The organism is Bradyrhizobium sp. GCM10028915, from assembly GCF_042666195.1.
Lineage (GTDB): Bacteria > Pseudomonadota > Alphaproteobacteria > Rhizobiales > Xanthobacteraceae > Bradyrhizobium > Bradyrhizobium canariense_D.
On record NZ_JBHTFN010000065.1, the window covers coordinates 508,178 to 530,927 of the forward strand.

Here is a 22,750-nt window from a genome sequence, read left to right on the forward strand (position 1 = left end):
TCACTGCGTCGGGCCGGCCGTGGAGGCGTAGGTGCTGGTGCCGCCGCTCGCATATTTCTTCTTCGCGGTCTCGACCCAGGAGGCGAACTCCTGGTCGCTCACCACACGGATCGCGATCGGCATGAAGGCGTGGTCCTTGCCGCACAATTCCGAGCACTGGCCGTAGAACATGCCGGTCTTGGTGGCCTTGAACCAGGTTTCGTTGAGCCGGCCCGGAATGGCGTCGATCTTGACGCCGAAGGCCGGCAGCGCAAAGGCATGAATCACGTCGGCCCCGGTCACCTGAACCCGAACCACCTTGTTGACGGGCACCACCATCTCATTGTCGACGCCGAGCAGACGGGGCTGCTTGTCCTGGGCCATCAGCGAGTCGAACTCGAACTTGCCGTTATCAGGATAGGCGTAGGACCAGTACCACTGCTTGCCGGTCGCCTTGATGGTCAGATCCGCCTTCGGCACGTCGAGCTCGAGGAACAGGAGGCGGAACGACGGCACCGAAATGCCGACCAGGATCAACACCGGCACGAGCGTCCACGCCACCTCGATCAGCGTGTTGTGCGTGGTCCGCGACGGCACCGGATTGGCTCTCGCGTTGAACTTCACGACAACGATCACGAGCAGCGCCAGAACGAACAGCGTGATCAGCGTGATCAGCACGAACAGGAAATTGTGGAACCAGACGATGTTGTCCATCACCGGGGACCCGGACTGCTGAAGCGTCCACTCCCACGCAGCCGGCTGCCCCAGCTCGGCAAATGCCGCACCGCCCGTCGCCAGCGTCAGACCCGCCACGGCCAATCCCAGCAAGTGCCGGCCCACCGGGCCCATCGACATCTTCATGCCGTTCGCGCTCCCCTAACGAAATCACCCCAAGTGCATTCCCCTATTTTCGGGAAACGCTTTATTCGATCCCCCCGTCTGACAAACCGCCGCGCAAGAATACCTCTAAGAGGAATTGGGGCCAGATCGCTAGAACGCCGAAATCAAGCCTCTCAAACCATAATTCTTGATCTATCGCAATGCAGTCTTGAGCCTCGTCTGTCAGCCATCACCCGCAAGATATTTCCTAGTAACATCAGACAAAAATACCATTTCCCGGGATGCTGCCGCTTGACAGCGGAATTGCCCGCGGTAGGCACTTGGCGCACAGCCGCACAGGAACCTGATTCGTGCGGGCGATTGCGGCCGGGGCGGCGTGGAATTTGCTTGCGAATCGCCTTCAAGACGCCGTCATTCCCGTATCAGTCCGCCTGACGCGAGCGACCCAGGCGAGCAGAGGGACCGACCCGATGGGGTTTTCGAGATCCATGGCAAGGCGGGCTAAAAGCCAGGGTGGCAGCCTCACGATGCTGGCCGCTCTGCTGGCGGCGGTCGTCGTCCTGGCGCTTCCGGGCCTCGCCCATGCGCAGGGCGCGGTGCGCTCCGTCCATGGCGACTGGCAGATCCGCTGCGACACCCCGCCGGGCGCCCAGTCCGAGCAATGCGCCCTGATCCAGAGCGTGGTGGCCGAAGACCGCTCCAACGCCGGCCTGACCGTGATCGTTCTCAAGACCGCCGACCAGAAGAGCCGCCTGATGCGGGTGGTCGCCCCCCTCGGCGTTCTCCTGCCCTCCGGCCTCGGCCTCAAGCTCGACAACCAGGACGTAGGCCGTGCCGGCTTTGTCCGCTGCCTGCCCAATGGCTGCGTCGCCGAGGTCGTCATGGACGACAAGCTGCTCGGCCAGCTCCGCACTGCCAAGACCGCGACCTTCATCATCTTCGAGACCCCGGAAGAAGGCATCGGCTTCCCGCTCAGCCTGAACGGGCTCGGCGAGGGCTATGACAAGCTGCCGTAGTGCGAAGGGCGGTTAGGCCCGCGAATCCTATTGTTTCCGTAATGTGAGACTTGGCGCCCTCGCGGAAGTGCCGGGAAACCATTATCTTGCCTCACATCCCCCGATAATGGACGGACGCATGACCAACCCTGCCACAACCTCCCTGCTCGACCGCGCCAATCTCGACCGCGACCAGGTTCGCAACGAGCTCGCGCGCGGGCTTGCCGGTGCCGACGACGGCGAATTGTTCCTGGAATACAGCCAGACCGAAGCGCTGATGTTCGACAATGGCCGGCTGAAGCAGGCGACCTACGATACCTCGCAGGGTTTTGGCCTGCGCGCCGTCAAGGACGACGCCGTCGGCTACGCGCATTCCTCCGACGTGTCGCTGCCGGCGCTGATTCGCGCTGCGGACGCGGTCGCGGCCGTGCGCGGCGGTTATTCCGGCAGCTTCGCCGCGCCTCCTGCGCATACCAACGTGCGGCTTTATAGTGACGACAATCCGCTCGATGCCCCCGGCTTCGAGACCAAGGTCAAACTGCTCGCCGAGATCGACGCTTATCTGCGCGACAAGGATCCGCGGGTGCGGCAGGTCAGCGTCAGCCTGGGCGCGACCTGGCAGGTGGTCGAGATCCTGCGGCCCGACGGCGAGAGCTATCGCGACATCCGCCCGCTCGTGCGCGTCAACGTCTCCGTCGTCGCCGGTCAGGGCGACCGCCAGGAGAGCGGCAGCAAGGGCTATGGCGGCCGCGCCGGCTACGCCGAATTCATCGAAAGCAAGAACTGGCGCGACGCCGCCGATGGCGCGTTGCGTGAGGCTCTGGTCAACCTGGAATCGATTCCCGCCCCCGCCGGCGAGATGGACGTCGTGCTCGGGGCCGGCTGGCCCGGCGTGATGCTGCATGAGGCGGTTGGCCATGGCCTCGAAGGTGACTTCAACCGCAAGAAGACGTCCGCGTTTGCCGGCCTGATGGGCCAGCAGGTCGCGGCCAAGGGCGTGACCGTGGTCGACGACGGCACGATTGCCTCGCGCCGCGGCTCGCTGTCGATCGACGATGAGGGAACGCCGACCAACCGCACCGTGCTGATCGAGGACGGCGTCCTGGTCGGCTACATGCAGGACCGTCAGAACGCCCGCCTGATGAACATGAAGCCGACCGGCAACGGCCGCCGCCAGGGCTATGCCCACGTGCCGATGCCGCGCATGACCAACACCTACATGCTGGCGGGCGACCGCGATCCGGCCGAGATCCTCGCGTCGGTGAAGAACGGCGTCTTCGCCGCGAATTTCGGCGGCGGCCAGGTGGATATCACCTCGGGCAAATACGTGTTTCAGTGCACCGAGGCTTACAAGATCGAGAACGGCAAGATCGGTGCGCCCCTGAAGGGCGCCATGCTGATCGGCAACGGGCCGACCGACCTGCATCGCATCCGCATGATCGGCAACGACCTCGCGCTCGATACCGGCATCGGCACCTGCGGCAAGAACGGTCAGGGCGTGCCGGTCGGCGTCGGCCAGCCGTCGCTGTTGATGGAACGCATTACGGTGGGTGGAACAGGCGGATGAGCGTCGAGAAGATAACTGTCACCACCAAGCGGAAGAGCAGCGGCTGGGGCGGCCAGCTGGTGCAGCTCGCCGGCATCGTCGCGGCGGTGTTCATCGCCAAGGGTGCGCTGGCCGAGCCGTTCTACGTGCCGTCGGGCTCGATGGAGCCGACGCTGTTGATCGGCGACGCCTTGATCGCCTCGAAATTCCCCTACGGCTACGGCACCTCGTCGCTGCCGATCCAGATCAACCTGCCCGAGAGCGGCCGCGTCTTCGCGGAAACGCCGAAGCAGGGCGACGTCGTGGTCTTCCGCTGGCCCGGCGACCGCTCGCAGGCCTGGGTCAAGCGCGTCGTGGGCCTGCCCGGCGACCGCATCCAGCTGCGCCAGGGCCAGCTCTTCGTCAACGATCGCCCCGCCGAGTTGAAGCCGGACGGCGTTGGTGCCGCCGAGGACGACAATGGCGGCAGCGAACCCGCCTATCGCTATGTCGAGACGCTGCCGAACGGCGTCTCGCATCTGATCTTCAAGATGCGTGACAACGGTCCGCTCGACAACACGCAGGAAGTGACGGTGCCGGCAGGCCATCTCTTCGTGCTCGGCGACAACCGCGACAATTCCGCCGACAGCCGCGTGCCCTTGCGCTCCGGCGGCGTCGGCATGTTGCCGATCGACAATCTGGTCGGCCGCGCAGACGCCGTGCTCGGATCCTGGGATCTCGGTATCCGGGGCCAGCCGGTGTGGACCTGGCTGTCCGGATTTCGCATGGCGCGGTTTTTCACCGCCGTGCATTGAACCGATCTCATGACCTTCGACGACGTCAGAAAATTCGCACTGACGTGGCCGGAGGTCGAGGACGGTACCTCCTACGGCACGCCCGCACTAAAGGTGCGCAAGAAGATGCTGGCGCGTCTGAAGGAAGATGGCGACAGCCTGGTGATGCCGGACGTCCCGGTCGACGAGCGCGCGATGCTGGTCGAGAGCCAGCCAAAAATCTTCTACTTCACCGATCACTACGCCGATTATCCGATAGTGCTGATCCGCCTGTCCAAGGCAAAGCGCGCGATCGTGGAGTCGCTGCTGCGGCGGCGTTGGCGCGCGCTGGCTTCGAAGGCGGCGCGAGCGGATTATGATGCACGCGTGAGCGCGTGACGACTGTCATGGATGAGGCCCGCTTCCTCGCGCTGGCGCTAAAGAACCCGATTAACGTCGCGATTCTCGATGAGCTCCACCAGCTCGCGCTGCCCGATGCGTGGCTGGTCTCGGGATGTCTCGTGCAATCGGTTTGGAACGTGCTCACCGGCCGTGCGATCGATTACGGCATTGCCGATTACGACGTCTTCTACTTCGACCCTGACACCTCCTGGGACGCGGAGGACGTCGTGATCCGCAAGCTGCAAGCGCGCCTCGATCATCTCGGCGTCAAGATCGAGACCCGCAACCAGGCACGCGTGCATCTGTGGTATCCGGCCAAGCACGGCCTGCCCTATCCGCCGCTGTCGTGCTCGACTGACGGTATCGACCGTTTCCTCACACAGAACACGCAAGTGGGCGTGCGGCGCTCGGACGACGGTTTCGACGTTTATGCGCCGCACGGCTTCGATGACGTGGCCGGCTTGATTGCACGCCCCAATCCAAGCCCGAATTTCTCCGCAGCGAATTACGCGGTAAAGGCCGCGAGATGGAGGGCGTTGTGGCCCGAGCTTACGGTGATTGCGCCGGAATGATCCGAGCTATCTCACCACGCCCGACGTGAATCCCGCCTTCCGCCGCGGCGGCTTGATCTCCTTTTTCAGGAAACAGCGCGCTTCGCGTCCCGTGTAGCCCGGGCGGGCATAGGTGAAGGCGCGGCATTTGTTGTCGGCGGTGCAGACGGCCTTGCAGGCTTCTTCGCCTTCGCCGTCCTTCATCTCGAAATTGCGCAAATCGCCGCCGGGGCGGTCGATGGAGGTCTCCACGCCTTCGACACGCGGCTCGATCACACCGGCGCCGCGCACGCCGGAGATGCAGCAGCTTCCCGGCACGCGCGCAGGCACCGTGTTCTTCAGCCAGCACACCGCCGAGCCGCCTTCGATGTCAGGATAGTTGAAGCTCCACGAGCGGCAACGGCGGTCGCGCTCGCACAGCAGCGCGCAATCCTCGGGATCGCCCGACGTGACCGGAGAGCTGAAATAATCTCCGCCTGGCCGGTCGAACGCCGTCTGGGCGCGCGCAGGCCAGCTCGCAAACACGAGCGAAAGCAACGCGGCGCAGGCTACGACGCCTGCCAGGACGCTTGCCATGACGGCCAGGCGGCCCTTCCCCATCGGAACAGCTTTCGAGTTATTGACGACGCTCGGGTTTTTCAGCTGGCCATTTGATCGCCGCAAACCTGTACGGGCGATGAACGGCCCGAGTCCGATCGTTTTGCCTTGGGTCTAGAACGCGTATTCCGCGTAGGCCGGTTCCACCGAGCGGTTCCAGGGACCGTTGAACTTGTCGAGCATCTCCTCAGCCGGCGTGCGGCCGGAATCGATAATGCGATCGAGCGGCTCCAGATGCCTGGTCTCGTCGCGGCCAAGCTGGTCGATCCGGCCGCGCCGGCGCAAGCCGGCATGCGCCAGAACGAGGCACTCCTTGGCGATCTCGAACAGATAGCGGTCCTTGATTCGCGACTTGAACCCGAAGCGTGGCACGTCGTCGCGCAGCGCCTGACGCTCATGCGCGGTCCAGTGCTTCACGAGGTCCCAGGCGGCATCCAGCGACACATCGTCGTAGAGCAACCCGGCCCAGAACGCCGATAGCGCCGGCAGACGGCCCCACGGGCCACCGTCGGAGCCGCGCATCTCGAGATAGCGCTTGAGCCGCACCTCCGGGAAAATCGTCGAAAGATGGTTGGCCCAGTCCGACAGCGTCGGGCGTTCCCCGGGCAAATTGTTGTTGCGGCCATCGAAGAAGGCGCGGAACGAGGAGCCCGAGACGTCGATGTAGTCCTCGTCGCGCTTGACGAAATACATGGGCACGTCGAGCGCGTAGTCGACATAGCGCTCGAAGCCCATGCCGTCCTCGAATGCCCACGGCATCATGCCGGCGCGCGCGTTGTCGGTGTCGCGCCAGATCTCGGACCGGAAGGAGAGAAAGCCGTTTGGCTTGCCCTCGGTAAACGGCGAATTGGCGAACAAGGCGGTTGCGGCCGGCTGGAGCGCGAGCGAGACACGCAGCTTCTTGACCATGTCCGCTTCGGAGGAGAAGTCGAGATTGGTCTGTACCGTGCAGGTCCGGTACATCATGTCGAGGCCGTACTGGCCGACCTTCGGCATGTAATTGGTCATGATCTTGTAGCGGCCCTTGGGCATCACCGGGATGTCGGCGCGCGACCAGGACGGCGTCATGCCGAGGCCGAGGAAGCCGATGCCGAGCGGCGTTGCGATCTCGCGCACCTGCGCCAGATGCGCCATCAGCTCACTCTGGGTCTGGTGCACGTTCTCGACGGGGGCACCCGAGAGTTCGAACTGCCCGCCAGGCTCGAGCGAGATCGCGCCGCCGCCGGTGACGTCGTAGAGGCCGATGATGTTGCCCTTCTCCATGATCGGCTCCCAGCCGAGCAGGAGTTTCATGCCTTCGAGCAGCGCGCCGATACCGCGCGCGCCCTCGTAGGGCACCGGACGGTGGCCTTCGAGCGTGAACGGCGTCTTCTCGTGCTCGGTGCCCATGCGGAATTCGGACGGGTCCTTGCAACCAGCCTCGAACCACGCGACGAGTTCGTCGCGCGATTGCAGCGGCGTCATATCGATCTGGTCTCGCGCCATATCAGACTCTAATCAAAAGCGCTTCGATCGAACGCGCGTGGGTGACAGGGATGGTCCGCGCAGCCACCGGCTGCACGGACGAGCTGGTTTGCCGCGCGATCATCGCAACGGCGTGGTTTCGTTGACGTGGGCAGGCGGCAGTTTCATCTCGCCGCACGAGCAGCCCAGACGGTCGAGCAGACCGCTGAGCTTCACGGCATCCGCATCGGACAGCTTCGAACCGACATATTTCTCGATCGCGGCCGAATAGGCGCCCCACATCCGCTTCTGCAATTCGCGGCCGGCTTCCGTGATCTCCACGAACTGGCCGCGCTTGTCGATCTTGCATTCACGCCGCGAGGCGAGGCCTTCGTCGACCAGGCGGTCGATCAGCCGCGATGTCGAATATTGCGGGATCAGCATCTGCCGTTCGAGTTCGACCGGCCGGAGCTCGCCCGAGGGCGCCCGTGACAGTTCGAGCAGCGCGTCATACCATGCGAGCGGCGGGAAGCCGGCCTTCTTCAGGTCCTGCTCGACGCAATTGAGCACACGGCTCTGCACCCGCATCAAGCGGATCCAGGCGGAAGTCGCCTCGGTCGATGGTTTGCGTTTCATGGTCCCGCTCAAGCTCGTCGCCCGTCTCTTACCCTATTCGATGCACCTGCATCAATCTTGACTATTTCAAGCAGATGCATGTAGTCGTTCTTTCGCCTGAACCAAGCAACAAGAGGAGGAAATTCCATGAAATTGTACTATTCGCCCGGTGCGTGCTCGCTGTCCCCCCATATCGCGCTCCTGGAAGCCGGCCTGCCCTATGAACTGGTCAAGGTCGATATTCGGGCCAAGAAGCTCGAAAACGGTGAGGATTATCTGAAGCTGAACCCCAAGGGCCAGGTCCCTGCGCTGGGCCTCGATAGCGGAGAGATCGTGACCGAAGGCCCGGTGATTGTCCAGATGATCGCCGATCAGGCCTCAGCCAAGGCGCTGGCGCCGGCCCACGGCAGCGCCGAGCGCTACAAGCTGCTCGAATGGCTGAACTTCCTCACCTCGGAGGTCCACAAGAGCTTCGGCCCGATGTTCGCGCCGACGCTGAACGACGAGGCCAAGGCCTTCTTCAAGGACCGCGTCATGGGCAAGCTGAAATACATCGACAGCCAGCTCGCCGGCCGCGACTACCTCATGGGCAAGCAGTTCACGGTGGCCGACGGTTATCTCTTCACGATGCTGACCTGGGGCGACCGGATGAAGTTCGACCTCTCGGCGATGCCGAACCTTGCCGCGTACAAGACCCGCGTCGCGGCGCGGCCGCAGGTGCAGGAAGCGATGAAGAAGGAAGGGCTGATCCAGGCTGCCTGAGCGCACATGCGAAAGGCCGGATCGAAAATCCGGCCTTTCGCATTTTTTATCCCGGCTACGGGTTCAGAGAATCACGCCGCCGCCTTCTTCGGAGCGAAGCGGCCGTAGAAGGTTTCTCCCTTCGCGGCCATCTCCTCAAGGAGCTTCGGCGGGGTGAAGCGCGAGCCGTATTTCGCTTCCAGCTTGTGGCAAAGCTCGACGAATTTTTTCGGGCCCATGAAGTCGATATAGGACAGCGTGCCACCGGTGAACGGCGCGAAGCCGAAGCCGAGGATCGAGCCGACATCCGCTTCGCGCGGATCGGTGATGACGTGGTCCTCAACGGTGCGCGCGGCCTCCACCGCCTGCACTACCAGGAAGCGCTGCTTCAACTCCTCAACGTCGAGGGTATCGGGATCGAGCTGCTTGGGCTGCAGCGCGGACAAGCCCGGCCACAGGCTCTTCTGGCCCTTGCCCTTCTCGGGGTAATCGTAAAAACCCTTGCTGTTCTTGCGGCCCAGACGGCCCTGCTTCTCGACCATCTCCACCATCAGCTTCTTCTGATCGGGATTGATGGCGTTGGGGCCGAGGTCGGCTTCCGTCGCCTTCATGATCTTGAGCCCGAGGTCGAGCGCGACCTCGTCCGACAGCGAGAGCGGGCCGACCGGCATGCCGGCCATCTTGGCACAGTTCTCGATCATCGCCGGCGGCACGCCCTCGAGGAACATCTCGTTGCCCTCGGCGACGTAGCGGCCGACGCAGCGATTGGCGAAGAAGCCTCTGGAGTCGTTGACGACGATCGGCGTCTTGCCGATCTGCCGGACGTAGTCGAGCGCGGTCGCGATCGCGAGATCGCCGGTGTTCTTGCCCTGGATGATCTCGACCAGCATCATCTTCTCGACCGGCGAGAAGAAGTGGATGCCGACGAACCTGCCTTGGTCCTTGAAGGATTCCGCCAGCGAGGTGATCGGAAGCGTCGAGGTGTTGGACGCGAAGATCACGTCCGGCTTCATGTGCTCCTGCGCCTTGGCAAAGGTATCAGCCTTGACCTTGCGGTCCTCGAACACGGCCTCGATGACGAGATCGACGTCCTTGAGCGCGGAATAGTCCGCGGTCGCCGTGATGCGCGCGAGCAGCGCTTCTGCGTCGCCGGGCTTGGCGCGGCCCTTCTTGATCTGCTCCTCGATCACCTTTTGCGCATGCGCCTTGCCCTTGTCGGCGCTCTCCTGGTCGCGATCGATCAGGACGACGTCGAGACCGGCACGGGCTGAGACATAGCCGACGCTCGCGCCCATGAAGCCGGCGCCGATCACGGCGATCTTCTTCACCTTGGTCGGCGGCACATCCTTCGGACGGCGCGCGCCCTTGTTGAGCTCCTGCATCGACAGGAACAGGCTGCGGATCATCGCAGCCGCTTCCTTCGAGCGCAGCACCGAGGTGAAGTAGCGCGACTCGACACGGAGCGCGGCGTCGATCGGCAGCTGCAGGCCCTCGTAGACGCAGCTCATGATCGCGCGTGCGGCCGGATAATTGTCGTAGGTCTCGCGGCGATAGATCGCGTTGCCGGCCGGGAACATCATCATGCCGGCCTTGGAGAACACCGGACCGCCCGGCAGCTTGAAGCCCTTCTCGTCCCAGGGCGCAACAGCCTTGCCGCCGCCCTTGATCCAGTCCTTTGCCGCCTTGACGAGGTCGGCGGCGGGAACGATGGCGTGGATCAGATTCAGCGCCTTGGCTTTCTCGATCGTGACCGGATCGCCCTTGAGCAGGATCGTCATCGCGTCCTGCGGCGGCACCAGGCGCGGCACGCGCTGCGTGCCGCCGGCGCCCGGGAACAGGCCGACCTTGACCTCGGGCAGACCGAGGCGGGTCTTGGGATTCTCCGCCGCCACGCGATAGTGGCAGCACAGCGTAATCTCGAAACCGCCGCCGAGCGCGAGGCCGTTGATCGCCGCCGCCCACGGCTTGCCGGAGGTTTCGATCGAGCGCAGCACCTGCGAGAAGCGCCGGCTCTGCTCGAACAGCATCTGGTTCGCGGCCGTCTCGCCCTGCTCCCCAAACACTTTTGCGTAGGCCTGATTCATGCCCTCGAGCATGGAAAGATCGGCACCCGCGCAGAACGCCTCCTTGGCGGAGGTGATGACGACCCCCTTCACCACGGCGTCGGCCGTGGTCGCCTTGACGATCGCGTCGAGCTCGCTGGTCGATGTCTCGTCGAGCACGTTCATCGAACGGCCCGGGATGTCCCAGGTCACGAGCGCGATGCCGTCGGAATCGGTCTCAACCTTGAAGTTCTTGTAAGCCATGCTGGTTGCTCCCTGCCCTTAGACGCGTTCGATGATGGTCGCGGTGCCCATGCCGCCGCCGATGCACAGCGTCACCAGTGCGGTCGCCTTGTTGGTGCGCTCGAGCTCGTCGAGCACCGTCCCGAGGATCATGGCACCGGTCGCGCCGAGCGGATGGCCGAGCGCGATCGCACCGCCATTGACGTTGATCTTGGCGTTGTCGATGTCGAAGGCCTGGATGTAGCGCAGCACAACCGAGGCGAAGGCCTCGTTGAGCTCGAACAGGTCGATGTCCGACTTCTTCATGCCCGAGCGCGCGAACAGCTTTTCGGTGACATCAACCGGGCCGGTCAGCATCATCGCGGGCTCCGAGCCGATATTGGCGAATGCGCGGATCCTTGCACGCGGCTTCAGTCCGTACTTGCCGCCGGCTTCCTTGCTGCCGAGCAAAACGGCGCCGGCACCATCGACAATGCCCGACGAATTGCCGGCGTGGTGCACGTAATTGACGCGTTCGATTTCCGGATGCGACTGCACCGCGACGCCATCGAAGCCGCCCATCTGCGCCATCATCGTGAACGCCGGCTGCAGCTGCGCCAGCGACTGCATCGTCGTCGAAGGACGCATATGCTCGTCCTTGGCGAGGATGGTGAGGCCGTTGATGTCCTTCACCGGGACGACCGACTTGTCAAAGCGGCCTTCTTCCCAGGACTTCGCCGCACGCTGCTGGCTCTGCACCGCATAGGCGTCGACGTCGTCACGCGAGAAGCCGTATTTGGTCGCGATCAGATCGGCCGAGACACCCTGCGGCATGAAATAGGCCGGCACTGCCATCGACGGGTCCATCGGCCAGGCGCCGCCGGAAGCACCGATGCCGACGCGGCTCATCGATTCGGCGCCGCCGCCGATCACGAGCTCGTGCTGGCCGCTCATCACCTGGGCTGCGGCAAAATTCACGGCATCGAGGCCGGAGGCGCAGAAGCGGCTGATCTGCACGCCCGGCACCGCTTCGCCCAAGCCCGCCTTCAGCGCGGCAAAGCGCGCGATGTCGGAGCCGGCTTCGCCGACCGGATCGACCACGCCGAGAATGACGTCATCGACGGAATCTTCGGGCAGGTTGTTGCGGTCCTTGAGCGCCTTGAGCGGCACGGTCGCGAGCGCGAGCGCGGTGACTTCGTGCAGCGCGCCGTCCGCCTTGCCGCGGCCGCGCGGGGTGCGGACGTGGTCGTAGATGAATGCCTCAGGCATGACGCCCTCCTGATGTGATGATCTTGTGGTCGTGATCCGGTCGCAGCGAAAGCGGCTTCAGAACGCTTCCGCCGGCAGTTCCATGATGGTGGCGCAGCCGGCCTGGATGCGCGCGAGATTGGCGGCGGTCTCCGGCAGCATCCGCTCCATGAAAAAACGGCCGGTAACGAGCTTGGTCGAGAGATAGGGCGTCGTCCCGCTCTCGGCAATCTTGGCTTGCGTCACCTTCGCCATCTTCGCCCACATATAGCCGAGCGCGACGAAGCCGAAGAGATTGAGGTAATCGGTTGCGGCGGCACCGGCATTGTCGGGCTTGGCCATCGCGTTCTGCATCAGCCAGGTGGTGGCCTGCTGGAGATGGCCGAGCGAGGCCGAGAGCGGAGTGATGTAGGGCTTCATCGCCTCGTCGCCGCCGTTCTCCTTGGCGAAGGCCATGACCTCGCCGAAGAACGCCATGATGGCGCGGCCGCCGTCGCGCGGCAGCTTGCGGCCGACGAGGTCGAGCGCCTGGATGCCGTTGGCGCCTTCGTAGATCATGGCGATGCGCGCATCGCGCACGAACTGCTCCATGCCCTGCTCGGCGATGTAGCCGTGGCCGCCATACATCTGCTGCGCCTGCACCGCGTTGGCGAAGCCGTAATCGGTGAGAAAGCCCTTCAGAACCGGGGTCATCAGGCCCATGTGATCGTCGGCGGCCTGGCGGTCCTTGGGATCCTCGGAGCGATGGGCGACGTCGCTCTTCAGCGCGGTCCACATCACGAAGGCGCGCGCGGCCTCGTTGAAGGCGCGGATCGACAGCAGCGTGCGACGCACGTCGGGATGGACGATGATCGGATCGGCCGGCTTGTCCGGCGCCTTGGCGCCGGTGAGCGAGCGGCCCTGGATGCGATCCCGGGCATAGGCGACCGCGTTCTGATAGGCCACTTCCGACTGCGCGAGACCCTGCACGGCGACGCCGAGGCGGGCCTCGTTCATCATCACGAACATGCCCTGCATGCCCTTGTTCTCTTCGCCGATCAGCCAGCCGGTGGCGTTGTCGTAGTTCATCACGCAGGTGGAATTGCCGTGAATGCCCATCTTGTGCTCGATCGAGCCGCAGACCACGCCGTTGCGCTGCCCCACCGAACCATCGGCATTGACCAGGAATTTCGGCACCACGAACAGCGACACGCCCTTGATGCCGGCGGGCGCGCCCTCAATGCGGGCAAGCACGAGGTGGATGATGTTGGGCGCGAGGTCATGCTCGCCGGCCGAGATGAAGATCTTGGTGCCCGTGATCTTGAAGCTGCCGTCGGCCTGCCGCACCGCCTTGGTGCGGAGCATGCCGAGATCGGTGCCGCAATGCGGCTCGGTCAGGTTCATGGTGCCGGTCCACTCGCCCGCCACCATCTTCGGCACGTAGGTCTGCTTCTGCTCCGGCGTGCCGTGGACGATCAGCGCCGCGGTCGCGCCCATGGTGAGGCCGCCATACATCGAGAACGCCATGTTGGCGGAGATCTGGAATTCGTTGACCGCCTGGCTCAGCGTCACCGGCAGACCCTGGCCGCCGAACTCGGTTGGTGCCGACAGGCCGAGCCAGCCGCCCTCGGCGACCTGCTTGAACGCCTCCTTGAATCCCGTCGGCGTGGTGACGCTACCGTCATCGGCGCGCTTGCAGCCTTCGAGATCGCCCACGCGATTGAGCGGCTGCAGCACTTCTTCGGCGAGCTTGGCAGCTTCGCCGAGAATGGCTTCGCGCACGTCGCTCGACGCGTCGGAGAAGCCGGTCAGATTGTCGTAGCGGTCGATCTGGAAGACGTCGTTGAGCAGGAAGTTCACGTCTTCGACGGGGGCTTTGTAGATCGGCATGGTGGTCTCCCGGCAGGCCTTGAAGTGACGGTATTGGCTTAGGATTGAGTGGCGGCAAGCTGTTCCGCCATCAGGCGATGCAGCATGTTGATCGCCTTCAGCGGCCGCACCATCACCTTGAAATGCGTGATGCGCCCCTCGCCGTCGAAGCTGATGATGTCGACGCCGTTGATCTCGATGCCGTCGATCATGGTCTTGAATTCGAGCACGGCGCCGCTCTCACTCTTCCATTCACCGACATAGCTGAAGCCGGGACCGCCAAGCACCTTCTCGGCGCTGGCCAGATATTTGAAGGTGATGTCGCGGCCGCGCTGCGGCGCGTGCACGACAGGGCTTTCGAAGACGGCGTCGGGATGGAGCAGGTCCCAGAGCGCTGCCCGGTCATGCGACTTCATGTAGCCGTACCAGGACTCGAGGCCGGTCATTCAGGTGCCTCCCTAAAAGGCTCGGGCAAAAAACGCGAAAACAACCCCATGCACAGTAGCGCGAAGGTTGATTCCATTGGGGTTTTCGGGGCGGTTTTTGCCCTCGTTATCGGGTCGCCTCATATGCACATTGACGCATATGCGCCGATGCGCATAAAGTCAAGCCAATTGGTTAAGATCGACAACAGGAGGACCGGGTCATGGCTTTGGGCGACGCAATCCTCGCTTGCCTGACGGAACGTCCGATGACGGGCTACGAGCTCGCCAAGACATTCGATTCCTCGATCGGCTTCTTCTGGAAGGCCGACCACCAGCAGATCTACCGCGAGCTCTCCAAGCTGCGCGACCGCGGCTACATCCAGGGCCGCGAGGTCGTGCAAACCGGCAAACCCAATAAACTGATCTATACGCTGACTCCGGAGGGCCGAACAGCGCTGCGGCACTGGGCCGCGCGGCCAAGCACGCCCCCTTCCATCAAGGACGATCTCCTGGTGCGGTTGCATGCGCTCGACAGCATCGGCCTCGAGCCCATGCGCACCGACCTGATGGCCCGGCTCGAGCACCACCGCGATCGCCACGAGAACTACGAGCGCATCCTGAAGAAGCGCTTCCCGGAAGGGGCGGCGTCCGGCGTGCTCGACCTCGGTAACCTGCTGCTGCTTCAGCTCGGCGCCCGGCACGAGCAGATGGTGGCCGATTTCTGCGAAGAGGCGCTCGAGGCCCTGTCGGCGATGAGCGCAAGCGGCACCGTGGTGCCGCTGGAGGATGGCAAGCGCGAGGGCAAGGGCTGAGGGGCTGGCCAGACGCCATGACGTGCCGTTGCGTATTATTCCGCTGTCATCGCCCGCCTTGTGCGCAATTGCGCACGGGGGCGGGCGATCCAGTATTCCAGAGGCTGCGCGGCTGGAATCGAGAGGCTGCGGGTACTGGATGCCCCGCTTTCGCGGGGCATGACAGCGGTGGGTGTCGCACCCCGCCGCCCAACTTTAAGACACCGTCAACGGGTTCCTTAACCCGTTATTTACCGTAACAGACAAAAGTCGGTTTTCGAGGCAGACGACCCGCGCCAAATCCGATTGTCTTTGCAACCGGCACGCGAGGGAAGACTGGAGGCGCCGGATGGGGCGCCGGAGTCGGAACCGGACAGAGTCATGAATTCGCGCGTATCGTGGAGTGTTGACGGCATCGATCCATCCGTCCGGGAGCGGGCCGAAGCTGCTGCGCGTCGCGCCGGCATGTCACTCAACGATTGGCTGAACTCCACGCTCGGCGAGACCGCCCCGCCAAACTTTCGCGGACTTTACGACCAGCGCCCGCAAGCCCAGAACGTCCCGAGCCAGGTACCGACTCAAGTACCGAGCCAGGAAAGCCGCGAAGTTGCCGACATCCACCAGCGGCTCGACGCCATCACCCAGCAGATCGAGCGGATTTCCAAGCCCGCGCCGCGGCAAGATCCTTCGCGACAAGATACTCCGCGACAAGACGTTTCGCGCGAGCAGGGCGTTGCGCGCCAGCTCAACGACGCGATCTCGCGGCTCGATGCAAGGCTGTCGCAAATCTCAAAGCCGCAGCAGGCTCCGGCACCGCGACAGGCCCCCGTTGAAACGCGCCAGCGCCAGGCTGATGCGGTCGAGCGCGCGGCCGCACAGGTCTATCGCAACTCACCGCCCCTGAGCCCCGCTTCGTTCGACGTCGCGGTGGCCGAGATCACCGCACGGCAGAGCGAGCTCGACGGCTTTACGCCCAGGCAGATGCCGCCGCGCGCCGCGCCGCCGATCGCGCCCGCGGCAGCTCCTTACGCGCCCCCGATGGCGCCGCCCGCGCCTGCCTATGCTCCGCCGCCACCCCAGCCGGGGCCGGATTTCTCTGCGCTTGAGCGCCATCTGCTCAAGATCACGAGCCAGATCGAATCGCTGCAGCGCCCTGACAATACCGAGCAGGCGATCAACACTTTCCGCAGCGAGCTTGCGGAGATCCGCAACGCCATCACCGAGGCGATGCCGCGCCGCGCGATCGAATCGATCGAGAACGAGATCCGCTCGCTGCATCGGCGCATCGACGAGACCCGCTCCAACGGCACCGACGGTCAGGTCCTGTCCGGCATCGAGCACGCGCTGTCCGAGATCAAGCAGGTGCTCCGCACGCTGACGCCGGCCGAGCAGCTCACCGGCTATGACGAGGCGATCCGCAATCTCGGCGCCAAGCTCGATCTGATCCTGCGCGCCAATGACGATCCTTCCACGGTCCGCCAGCTCGAAGGCGCGATCTCGGCGCTGCGTGGCATCGTCTCCAACGTTGCCTCCAACGAAGCGCTGGCACGGCTCTCGGACGACGTGCAGCTGCTGTCGTCCAAGGTCGACCAGGTCACCCGTGCGTCCGGCCAAGGCGACAGTTTTGCGGTGCTGGAACAGCGCATCGCGGCGCTCACCGCCGCTCTGGAAACGCGCGAGCGCCCTCAACCACCCGAGAGCAGCGAGCAGCTCGAAAGCGCGATCCGCGCCCTGTCCGACCGTTTCGATCGCATGCAGGTCGGCAACGACTCGGCTTCGACCTTCGCTCATCTTGAACAGCGGGTCTCGTATCTGCTGGAGCGGCTCGAGGCCGCCTCCGATCCGCGCAACGGAAATTTCAGCCGCGTCGAGGACGGGCTGCACGACATCCTGCGCCACCTGGAGCGGCAGCAGGCGACCTATTCCGCGCTGGCGGAGAGCCGCAACTCCGCGCCGCCCGCCGATTCCGGCATGGTCGATCTCGTCAAGCGCGAGCTCTCCGACATCCGCTTCAGCCAGGCCGAGACCAACCGGACCACCCAGGATTCGCTGGAGGCCGTCCACAACGCCCTTGGCCACGTCGTCGATCGTCTCTCGATGATCGAGGGCGATCTTCGCAATGTGCGCACCGCGCCGCCCGCCCCTGCGGCGCAGCCGATGCCGATGCCGATGGCCGCTCCCATGGCGCCCGCGCCGATGGCGCACGAGCCGCGGCCGCAGCAACAGCAGCACCCGAAATACGATCCGAAGCCCGAGCTGCCCAATCCAGCCGCCGCGCAGGCGGCGCACGCCGCCTTCGCCGCCGCGCCGCGCGAATTCCAAGCCGCCGCGCCGGCGGCGCCGCCGCCGATGCCGATGGCACCGCCGGTTCCGCCACGCGCGATCAGCGAAATCCTGGAGCCGCATACCGCGCCCACGCGCGCCGCGCTTGCGCCCGAACTGCCGCCGGATCATCCGCTCGAGCCGGGCACAAGGCCGGGTGGCCGCGTCGCCACGCCGTCCGAGCGCATCGCTGCGTCCGAAAGCGCAATCAGCGAAATCCCGGCCGCGCCCAAGGAGCCGGTGTCGTCGTCGAGCTTCATCGCTGCCGCGCGCCGCGCAGCGCAAGCCGCCGCCGCGCAGCCACCCGAGAAAACCGGCCGGGCCGCCAAGGCGTCTGCCGGCCGCGCCAAGGACAAGGGCCAGGAAGGCGGGTCGACCATCACCTCGAAGATCCGCTCGCTGCTGGTCGGCGCGAGCGTGGTCGTGATCGTGCTCGGCACCTTCAAGATGGCGATGAACCTGCTCGATGGCAGCAGCTCGTCGCCAGCGCCGCAGGCGATGGAGAATACGTCGAGCGAGCCCGCGCCGCGAGCCCTGCCGTCCATTGAGAACAAGCCCGCCGCGCCAGAGCAGGTCACGCCCTCGATGACCTCGCCGACGCCGATCGGAAAGCAGTCGCAGAACAATGCCGCGCCGGGGTCCGTGACGAGCCCGAGCGGCACCGCTACGGTCGAAATCCCGCAAACCGCGGCGCCAACCCCGCCTGCGGCGTCGAGCGACGTCACCGGCGCGCTGTCGGGCACGAGCCGCGCGAAACTCGCGATGATCCAGGTGCCGCCGAGCGAAAAGCTGCCTGACGGCATCGGTGGCCCCGGCTTGCGCACCGCCGCGATGAAGGGCGATGCGACCGCGGCCTACGAGATCGGCGTGCGCTTTGCCGAGGGCAAGGGCGTGGCCGCGAATTACGACGAAGCCGCCAAATGGTACGACCGTGCGGCGCAGGCCGGCGTCGTGCCCGCAACCTTCCGCCTCGGGACACTCTACGAAAAGGGCCTTGGCGTGAAGAAGGACGCCGACATCGCCCGCCGCTACTACACGCAGGCGGCCGAGCGCGGCAACGCCAAGGCGATGCACAATCTCGCGGTGCTCGACGCCGATGGCGGCGGACGCGGAGCCAATTACAAGAGCGCGGCACTGTGGTTCCGGAAGGCCGCCGACCGCGGCGTCGCCGACAGCCAGTTCAACCTCGGCATCCTCTATGCCCGCGGCATCGGGGTCGAGCAGAACCTCGCCGAGTCCTATAAATGGTTCACGCTCGCCGCCGCCCAGGGCGATGCGGACGCGGCCGGCAAGCGCGACGACGTCGCCAAGCGGCTCGACCCGCAATCGCTCGCCGCCGCCAAGCTCGCGATCCAGACCTTCAGCGCCGAACCGCAGCCCGACGACGCCGTCAATGTTGCGGCCCCGAACGGCGGCTGGGACAGCGCCCCGCAGGCCAACGCGAAGCCTGCGCCGAAGCCGGTTGCCGCCAAGCGCGCGGCCTCGGCTGTGCATTAATCGGTTTAGTACGCTTTCTCCTCTTGTCGTCGCCCGGCTTGACCGGGCGACCCAGTATTCCAGAGGCGTCGGTTGGATACGGAGAAGCTGCGGCGTAGTGGATGCCCCGGTCAAGCCGGGGCATGACGGCGGAGAAGGTGGCGGAATGCTCGGTTCGCTGCGAGCCGTGATCTGATCTCTCTAAGCCCATTCACCACGCCCGAAATTCCTGGTCCCGCCGGCCACCGAATTCCGCTATTGAAGGGCGCGGCAATCGTTCTGCCCTCCTGCGAGCATTCCGCGCAATCGATCCGTCTCGCGGGAAGCGTGGTCTCTCGATGCAGCTCTATCTCCCGATCGCCGATCTTCCGGTCAATGTCTTCCTCGTGCTAGCGATGGGCGCGGCGGTCGGCTTCGTCTCCGGCATGTTCGGGATCGGCGGCGGCTTCCTGATGACGCCGCTTTTGATCTTCATCGGCATCACGCCGGCGGTCGCGGTCGCCTCCGTCGCGAGCCACATCGCCGCCTCGTCCTTTTCCGGCGCGCTCGCCTATTGGCGGCGACGCGCGATCGACCCGGCGCTGGCAAGCGTGCTGTTATGCGGCGGCGTGACCGGGACGGCGCTGGGCGTGTGGACCTTCACGCAGCTGCGTGCGCTCGGCCAGCTCGATCTGATGATCGCACTGTCCTACGTCGTGCTGCTCACCACCGTCGGCAGCCTGATGTTCTCCGAAGGACTGCGCGCCCTAATGCGGACCCGGCGCGGCGCGGTGCCGCCACGACGCACCCACAACTGGATCCATGGCCTGCCGCTGAAGATGCGGTTCAAGCGTTCCAAGATATACCTCTCGGTCATTCCGGTCGTGATCATCGGCGTCCTGATCGGCTTCATCGGCGCCATCATGGGCATCGGCGGCGGCTTCATCCTGGTGCCGATCATGATCTATCTGCTGCGGGTGCCGACCTCGACGGTGATCGGCACCTCGATGGTCCTGACGCTGGTCACGATGCTGTTTGCGACCCTGCTGCATGCGGTGACCAATCACCTCGTCGACGCGGTGCTGGCGCTGATCCTGATGGTCGGCGGTGTCACCGGCGCGCAGTTCGGCGCACGCGCCGGTCAGAAGATCCGCGGCGAGCAGCTGCGGCTGCTGCTCGGCCTCTTGATCCTCTCGGTCGGCGTTCGCTTCGCCATCGAGCTGGTGATCCGGCCCGAAGACCTCTTCACCATCCGCGAGCTGGGGGTGAACGGATGATGCGCACAGCTCTCGCGGTCCTGCTCGTTCTGCTGCTCGGCTCCGTCGCACGCGCCGAGCGGCTGATCGTGTCGGTCTCCAACCATCGCGTCACGGTGACGCCGAATTATTCCGGCGAGGAGCTGGTGCTGTTCGGCTCGGTCGAGAAGGACGCCTCCACGCCCGCCGATCGCAAGAGCTACGATCTCGTCGTCACCGTGATGGGCCCGCGCGCCGAGATGGTGACGCGGCGCAAGGAGCGCACCTTCGGGATCTGGATCAACACCGACTACCGCCAGTTCCTGGAGGTGCCGAGCTATCTCGCGCTATTTGCCAACCGCTCCTTCGATGTCATCACCTCGCCCGAGATCGCGCGGCGCCAGCAGATCGGGCTTAACAACGTGCTGCTGACCCAGCGTGTCAGCGGCGACTATGCCGATGTGGTGCCGAACGACGTGTTCCGCTCCGCCTTCATCCGCCTGCGCACCCAGCGCGGTCTCTACCGCGAGGATCCGAGCGCGGTGACGTTCCTGACACCGACCCTGTTCCGCACCGGCATTCCACTGCCGGCGGAGGTGCCGATCGGCACCTATGAGGTGGAGATCAAGCTGTTTGCCGACGGCGCGTTCATCGGCAAGACCGAGACCGCGTTCGAGATCGTCAAGGTCGGCTTCGAGCAGTTCGTCGCGACCACGGCGCGGCAGAACGGCCTGATCTACGGGCTGGTTACGGCGGCGATGGCGCTGATGACGGGATGGATGGCCTCGATCGTGTTTCGGAAGGATTGAGGAGACTACGCTCTCTCCTCTCGTCGTCGCCCGGCTCGACCGGGCGACCCAGTATTCCAGAGGCCTGCGTTAGGCGACTCGCTCTCACAATTACCGCCGCGGCGTACTGGATGCCCGGTCAAGCCGGGGCATGACAGTCGGGGCTACGGCGCCTGCACCACCGTCGGCACGCCGGGCTCGAGCAATCGCAGCCGCGTCCCGAAGCCGAGCACGTCGAAGGTCTTGCGCAGATCCTCGCTGTTCTGGCGGAAATGCGCCCAACCCTCCGTATGAACCGGCACGATCATCGCATCGGGGAAGGCGCGCGCGGTCTCGATGGTGTCGTTGGTGTCCATGGTCAGATGGAACGGCCCGCGCGTTTGCGCGGCGCCGGCGAAAGGCATCACCACGCCGCATTTGAAACGGCGCGCGACCTCGGCGACGCCGTCGAACCAGGTGGTGTCGCCGCTGATGTAGACCGATGTGGTGTCGGTCCGGCTCGACGACACCACGAAGCCGATGACGTCGCCTGACAGCGGCTCGATGCCGGCCGGCCCGTGACGCGCCGGGGTCGCAGTAATCGTCAGCGAGTTGCCGTCACGATCTTTCAGATGCGCCGTGCCCCACGGCGCCAAACCTTCGACATGCCCGCCGAGGCGCAGCGCGCCGGCCTCGGTGGTCAGCACGCGCTTCACATGTTTGAGAAAGTCGCGGCCGGAATTGTCGAGATTGTCCGAATGCTGGTCGTGGCTGAGCAGCACGGCATCGATCGGGCCGATCGCATCGGCCTTGAGCGCAGGGCCGATCGTCTTCTCCAGCTTCACATGCGGCAGCTGATAGGCGGTGTGCGCGTCATCGAAGGTCGGATCGGTGAGCAAACGGAAGCCATCGATCTCGATCAGCGCAGTGGGACCGCCGATCAGGGTGATGGAAATGGGCATGATGGACTCCTCTTACGAGACGGATTTGGCGGGCCGCGTCACCAGGTAGATGCCGAGTGCGACCGGAATGATTCCGAGCAGATCGCGCGCCTCCACATGCTCGCCGAGCACGAGATACGCAAACAGCATGCCGAGCGGCGGCATCAGGAAATGATAGGCACTGGCAGCCGTCGCGCCACACACTTTCAAGAGATGAAACCAGAGCCAGTACGCCAGGATCGAGCCGCCGAGCACGAGGAAGGCGAAGGCGCCGATCAGGCCCGGCGTGAAGTCGATGGCATGAACGTCGGCGAAGGTGAGCGCCACCGGCGTCAGCACGATGCCGGCAGCAAGATTCTGCACGCCATTGCCGACCCACAGCGAGCCCTTCGGCGCGAGCAGCTTGAACAAAATGGTGCCGGCAACGAGAGAGGCGAGCGAGGCCAGCGTGAACACGATGCCGTGCAGCGAGTCGGTGCCGACCGACAGGCGGTGCCAGACGATCAAGGTCACGCCGGTGATGCCGAGCAGGAGGCCGCTCGCCTTGCGCCAGGTCATGCCTTCGCCGAGCAGCAGCGCGGCGAGGCCCGCCGTGAACACCGGATTGGCCGACACGATCAGGCCGCCGAGGCCGGCGGAGACCGATTGCAGCCCGGTGTAGCCGAGGCCGAGATAGAGCGCGTTGTTGGCGACGCCGAGCACGGCAAAGATCGCGGCATCGCGCCAGGACAGCGACCAGTCGTCGCCGCGGACCAGCGTGGCACCGAGGATCAAGATGCCGGCGAGCGAGAAGCGCGCGGCGAGCAGGATCAGCGGCGGGCAATGGGTCACGCCGATCTTGCCGGCGACGAAGGCGTAGCTCCAGAGCAGGCAGAACAGGCCGATGGCCAGCGGCAGCGTGTTGAAGCGGCTGCGCGGAACGGCAAGCGAAGGGGCGAGCGACATGAGGGGCATTCTCCTGAGCCCTCGATCTAGGGAGCCGGCTTGTCATTT

At 65.0% G+C, this 22,750-nt stretch carries 20 protein-coding genes; 10 read left to right on the forward strand and 10 right to left on the reverse strand.

All coding sequences use genetic code 11. From position 1 onward, the window contains the following. Entirely contained in the window at window positions 1–840 is an 840-nt protein-coding gene (gene coxB, locus ACFQX9_RS32110; protein ID WP_018460007.1) for a cytochrome c oxidase subunit II, read from the reverse strand. 449 nt (window positions 841–1,289) lie between these two features. Here coxB and ACFQX9_RS32115 point away from each other — a divergent pair, with 449 nt between their 5' ends. The 5 genes from ACFQX9_RS32115 (at window position 1,290) to ACFQX9_RS32135 (ending at window position 5,086) form a co-directional block, all read left to right on the forward strand. Next, a complete protein-coding gene (locus ACFQX9_RS32115; protein ID WP_204513202.1) occupies window positions 1,290–1,835 on the forward strand; it encodes an invasion associated locus B family protein in 546 nt (181 codons plus the stop codon). 118 nt (window positions 1,836–1,953) lie between these two features. Next, window positions 1,954–3,381, forward strand: coding sequence for a metalloprotease TldD (gene tldD, locus ACFQX9_RS32120; RefSeq protein ID WP_026233924.1), 1,428 nt, complete (start codon window positions 1,954–1,956; stop codon window positions 3,379–3,381). Continuing rightward, on the forward strand, window positions 3,378–4,154 hold the full coding sequence (gene lepB, locus ACFQX9_RS32125) for a signal peptidase I (protein WP_018460010.1): 777 nt from the start codon (window positions 3,378–3,380) through the stop codon (window positions 4,152–4,154). Before tldD ends, lepB begins: the two co-directional genes overlap by 4 nt. Window positions 4,155–4,163: 9 nt before the next feature. Further along, complete coding sequence (locus ACFQX9_RS32130) at window positions 4,164–4,511, forward strand: MmcQ/YjbR family DNA-binding protein (RefSeq protein WP_018460011.1); 348 nt, start codon at window positions 4,164–4,166, stop codon at window positions 4,509–4,511. A gap of 8 nt (window positions 4,512–4,519) precedes the next feature. Then, on the forward strand, window positions 4,520–5,086 hold the full coding sequence (locus ACFQX9_RS32135) for a nucleotidyltransferase family protein (protein WP_085351978.1): 567 nt from the start codon (window positions 4,520–4,522) through the stop codon (window positions 5,084–5,086). A 6-nt stretch (window positions 5,087–5,092) separates the two neighbouring features. Here the strand turns inward: ACFQX9_RS32135 and ACFQX9_RS32140 are convergent, their stop codons facing one another. The 3 genes from ACFQX9_RS32140 to ACFQX9_RS32150 all read right to left on the reverse strand — a co-directional run bounded on the left by ACFQX9_RS32140 (window position 5,093) and on the right by ACFQX9_RS32150 (window position 7,741). Beyond that, complete coding sequence (locus ACFQX9_RS32140) at window positions 5,093–5,665, reverse strand: PAN domain-containing protein (RefSeq protein WP_018460013.1); 573 nt, start codon at window positions 5,663–5,665, stop codon at window positions 5,093–5,095. 111 nt (window positions 5,666–5,776) lie between these two features. Further along, window positions 5,777–7,147 carry a glutamate--cysteine ligase gene (locus ACFQX9_RS32145; protein WP_018460014.1) on the reverse strand — a complete coding sequence of 457 codons (1,371 nt, stop codon included), beginning with the start codon at window positions 7,145–7,147 and terminating at the stop codon, window positions 5,777–5,779. A 99-nt stretch (window positions 7,148–7,246) separates the two neighbouring features. Beyond that, window positions 7,247–7,741 (reverse strand): MarR family winged helix-turn-helix transcriptional regulator, encoded by a 495-nt coding sequence (locus ACFQX9_RS32150; RefSeq protein ID WP_007599417.1) that lies wholly within the window; start codon window positions 7,739–7,741, stop codon window positions 7,247–7,249. Window positions 7,742–7,867: 126 nt separating this feature from the next. Between ACFQX9_RS32150 and gstA the strand changes: the two genes are divergently transcribed. Beyond that, window positions 7,868–8,482, forward strand: coding sequence for a glutathione transferase GstA (gene gstA, locus ACFQX9_RS32155; protein WP_018460015.1), 615 nt, complete (start codon window positions 7,868–7,870; stop codon window positions 8,480–8,482). Between the two features lie 71 nt (window positions 8,483–8,553). Here the strand turns inward: gstA and ACFQX9_RS32160 are convergent, their stop codons facing one another. The 4 genes from ACFQX9_RS32160 to ACFQX9_RS32175 are packed head-to-tail and all read right to left on the reverse strand — an operon-like array spanning window position 8,554 to window position 14,267. Continuing rightward, window positions 8,554–10,767 (reverse strand): FAD-dependent oxidoreductase, encoded by a 2,214-nt coding sequence (locus ACFQX9_RS32160; protein WP_085351979.1) that lies wholly within the window; start codon window positions 10,765–10,767, stop codon window positions 8,554–8,556. 18 nt (window positions 10,768–10,785) lie between these two features. Continuing rightward, the gene (locus ACFQX9_RS32165; RefSeq protein WP_018460017.1) at window positions 10,786–11,994 is read right to left on the reverse strand and encodes an acetyl-CoA C-acetyltransferase; all 1,209 of its coding nucleotides are present in this window, start codon (window positions 11,992–11,994) and stop codon (window positions 10,786–10,788) included. Between the two features lie 57 nt (window positions 11,995–12,051). Then, entirely contained in the window at window positions 12,052–13,842 is a 1,791-nt protein-coding gene (locus ACFQX9_RS32170) for an acyl-CoA dehydrogenase C-terminal domain-containing protein (RefSeq protein WP_377791517.1), read from the reverse strand. A gap of 38 nt (window positions 13,843–13,880) precedes the next feature. After that, window positions 13,881–14,267: a nuclear transport factor 2 family protein gene (locus ACFQX9_RS32175; RefSeq protein WP_018460019.1), complete on the reverse strand. Its 387-nt coding sequence runs from the start codon at window positions 14,265–14,267 to the stop codon at window positions 13,881–13,883. A gap of 200 nt (window positions 14,268–14,467) precedes the next feature. On the opposite strand from ACFQX9_RS32175, the gene ACFQX9_RS32180 reads away from it, so the two are divergent. The 4 genes from ACFQX9_RS32180 to ACFQX9_RS32195 all read left to right on the forward strand — a co-directional run bounded on the left by ACFQX9_RS32180 (window position 14,468) and on the right by ACFQX9_RS32195 (window position 20,858). After that, a complete protein-coding gene (locus tag ACFQX9_RS32180; RefSeq protein WP_018460020.1) occupies window positions 14,468–15,058 on the forward strand; it encodes a PadR family transcriptional regulator in 591 nt (196 codons plus the stop codon). Window positions 15,059–15,418: 360 nt separating this feature from the next. Continuing rightward, window positions 15,419–18,856, forward strand: coding sequence for a hypothetical protein (locus ACFQX9_RS32185; RefSeq protein WP_377791518.1), 3,438 nt, complete (start codon window positions 15,419–15,421; stop codon window positions 18,854–18,856). Between the two features lie 317 nt (window positions 18,857–19,173). Then, the gene (locus tag ACFQX9_RS32190) at window positions 19,174–20,091 is read left to right on the forward strand and encodes a sulfite exporter TauE/SafE family protein (protein WP_018460022.1); all 918 of its coding nucleotides are present in this window, start codon (window positions 19,174–19,176) and stop codon (window positions 20,089–20,091) included. Next, on the forward strand, window positions 20,088–20,858 hold the full coding sequence (locus tag ACFQX9_RS32195) for a TIGR02186 family protein (RefSeq protein WP_018460023.1): 771 nt from the start codon (window positions 20,088–20,090) through the stop codon (window positions 20,856–20,858). The genes ACFQX9_RS32190 and ACFQX9_RS32195 overlap by 4 nt, the downstream gene beginning before the upstream one ends. 143 nt (window positions 20,859–21,001) lie before the next feature. Here the strand turns inward: ACFQX9_RS32195 and ACFQX9_RS32200 are convergent, their stop codons facing one another. Together ACFQX9_RS32200 and ACFQX9_RS32205 are read right to left on the reverse strand one after the other, a co-directional pair. Further along, window positions 21,002–21,778: an MBL fold metallo-hydrolase gene (locus ACFQX9_RS32200; protein ID WP_377791519.1), complete on the reverse strand. Its 777-nt coding sequence runs from the start codon at window positions 21,776–21,778 to the stop codon at window positions 21,002–21,004. A gap of 12 nt (window positions 21,779–21,790) precedes the next feature. Beyond that, window positions 21,791–22,702 (reverse strand): DMT family transporter, encoded by a 912-nt coding sequence (locus tag ACFQX9_RS32205; RefSeq protein WP_377791520.1) that lies wholly within the window; start codon window positions 22,700–22,702, stop codon window positions 21,791–21,793. Window positions 22,703–22,750 lie beyond the last annotated feature (48 nt).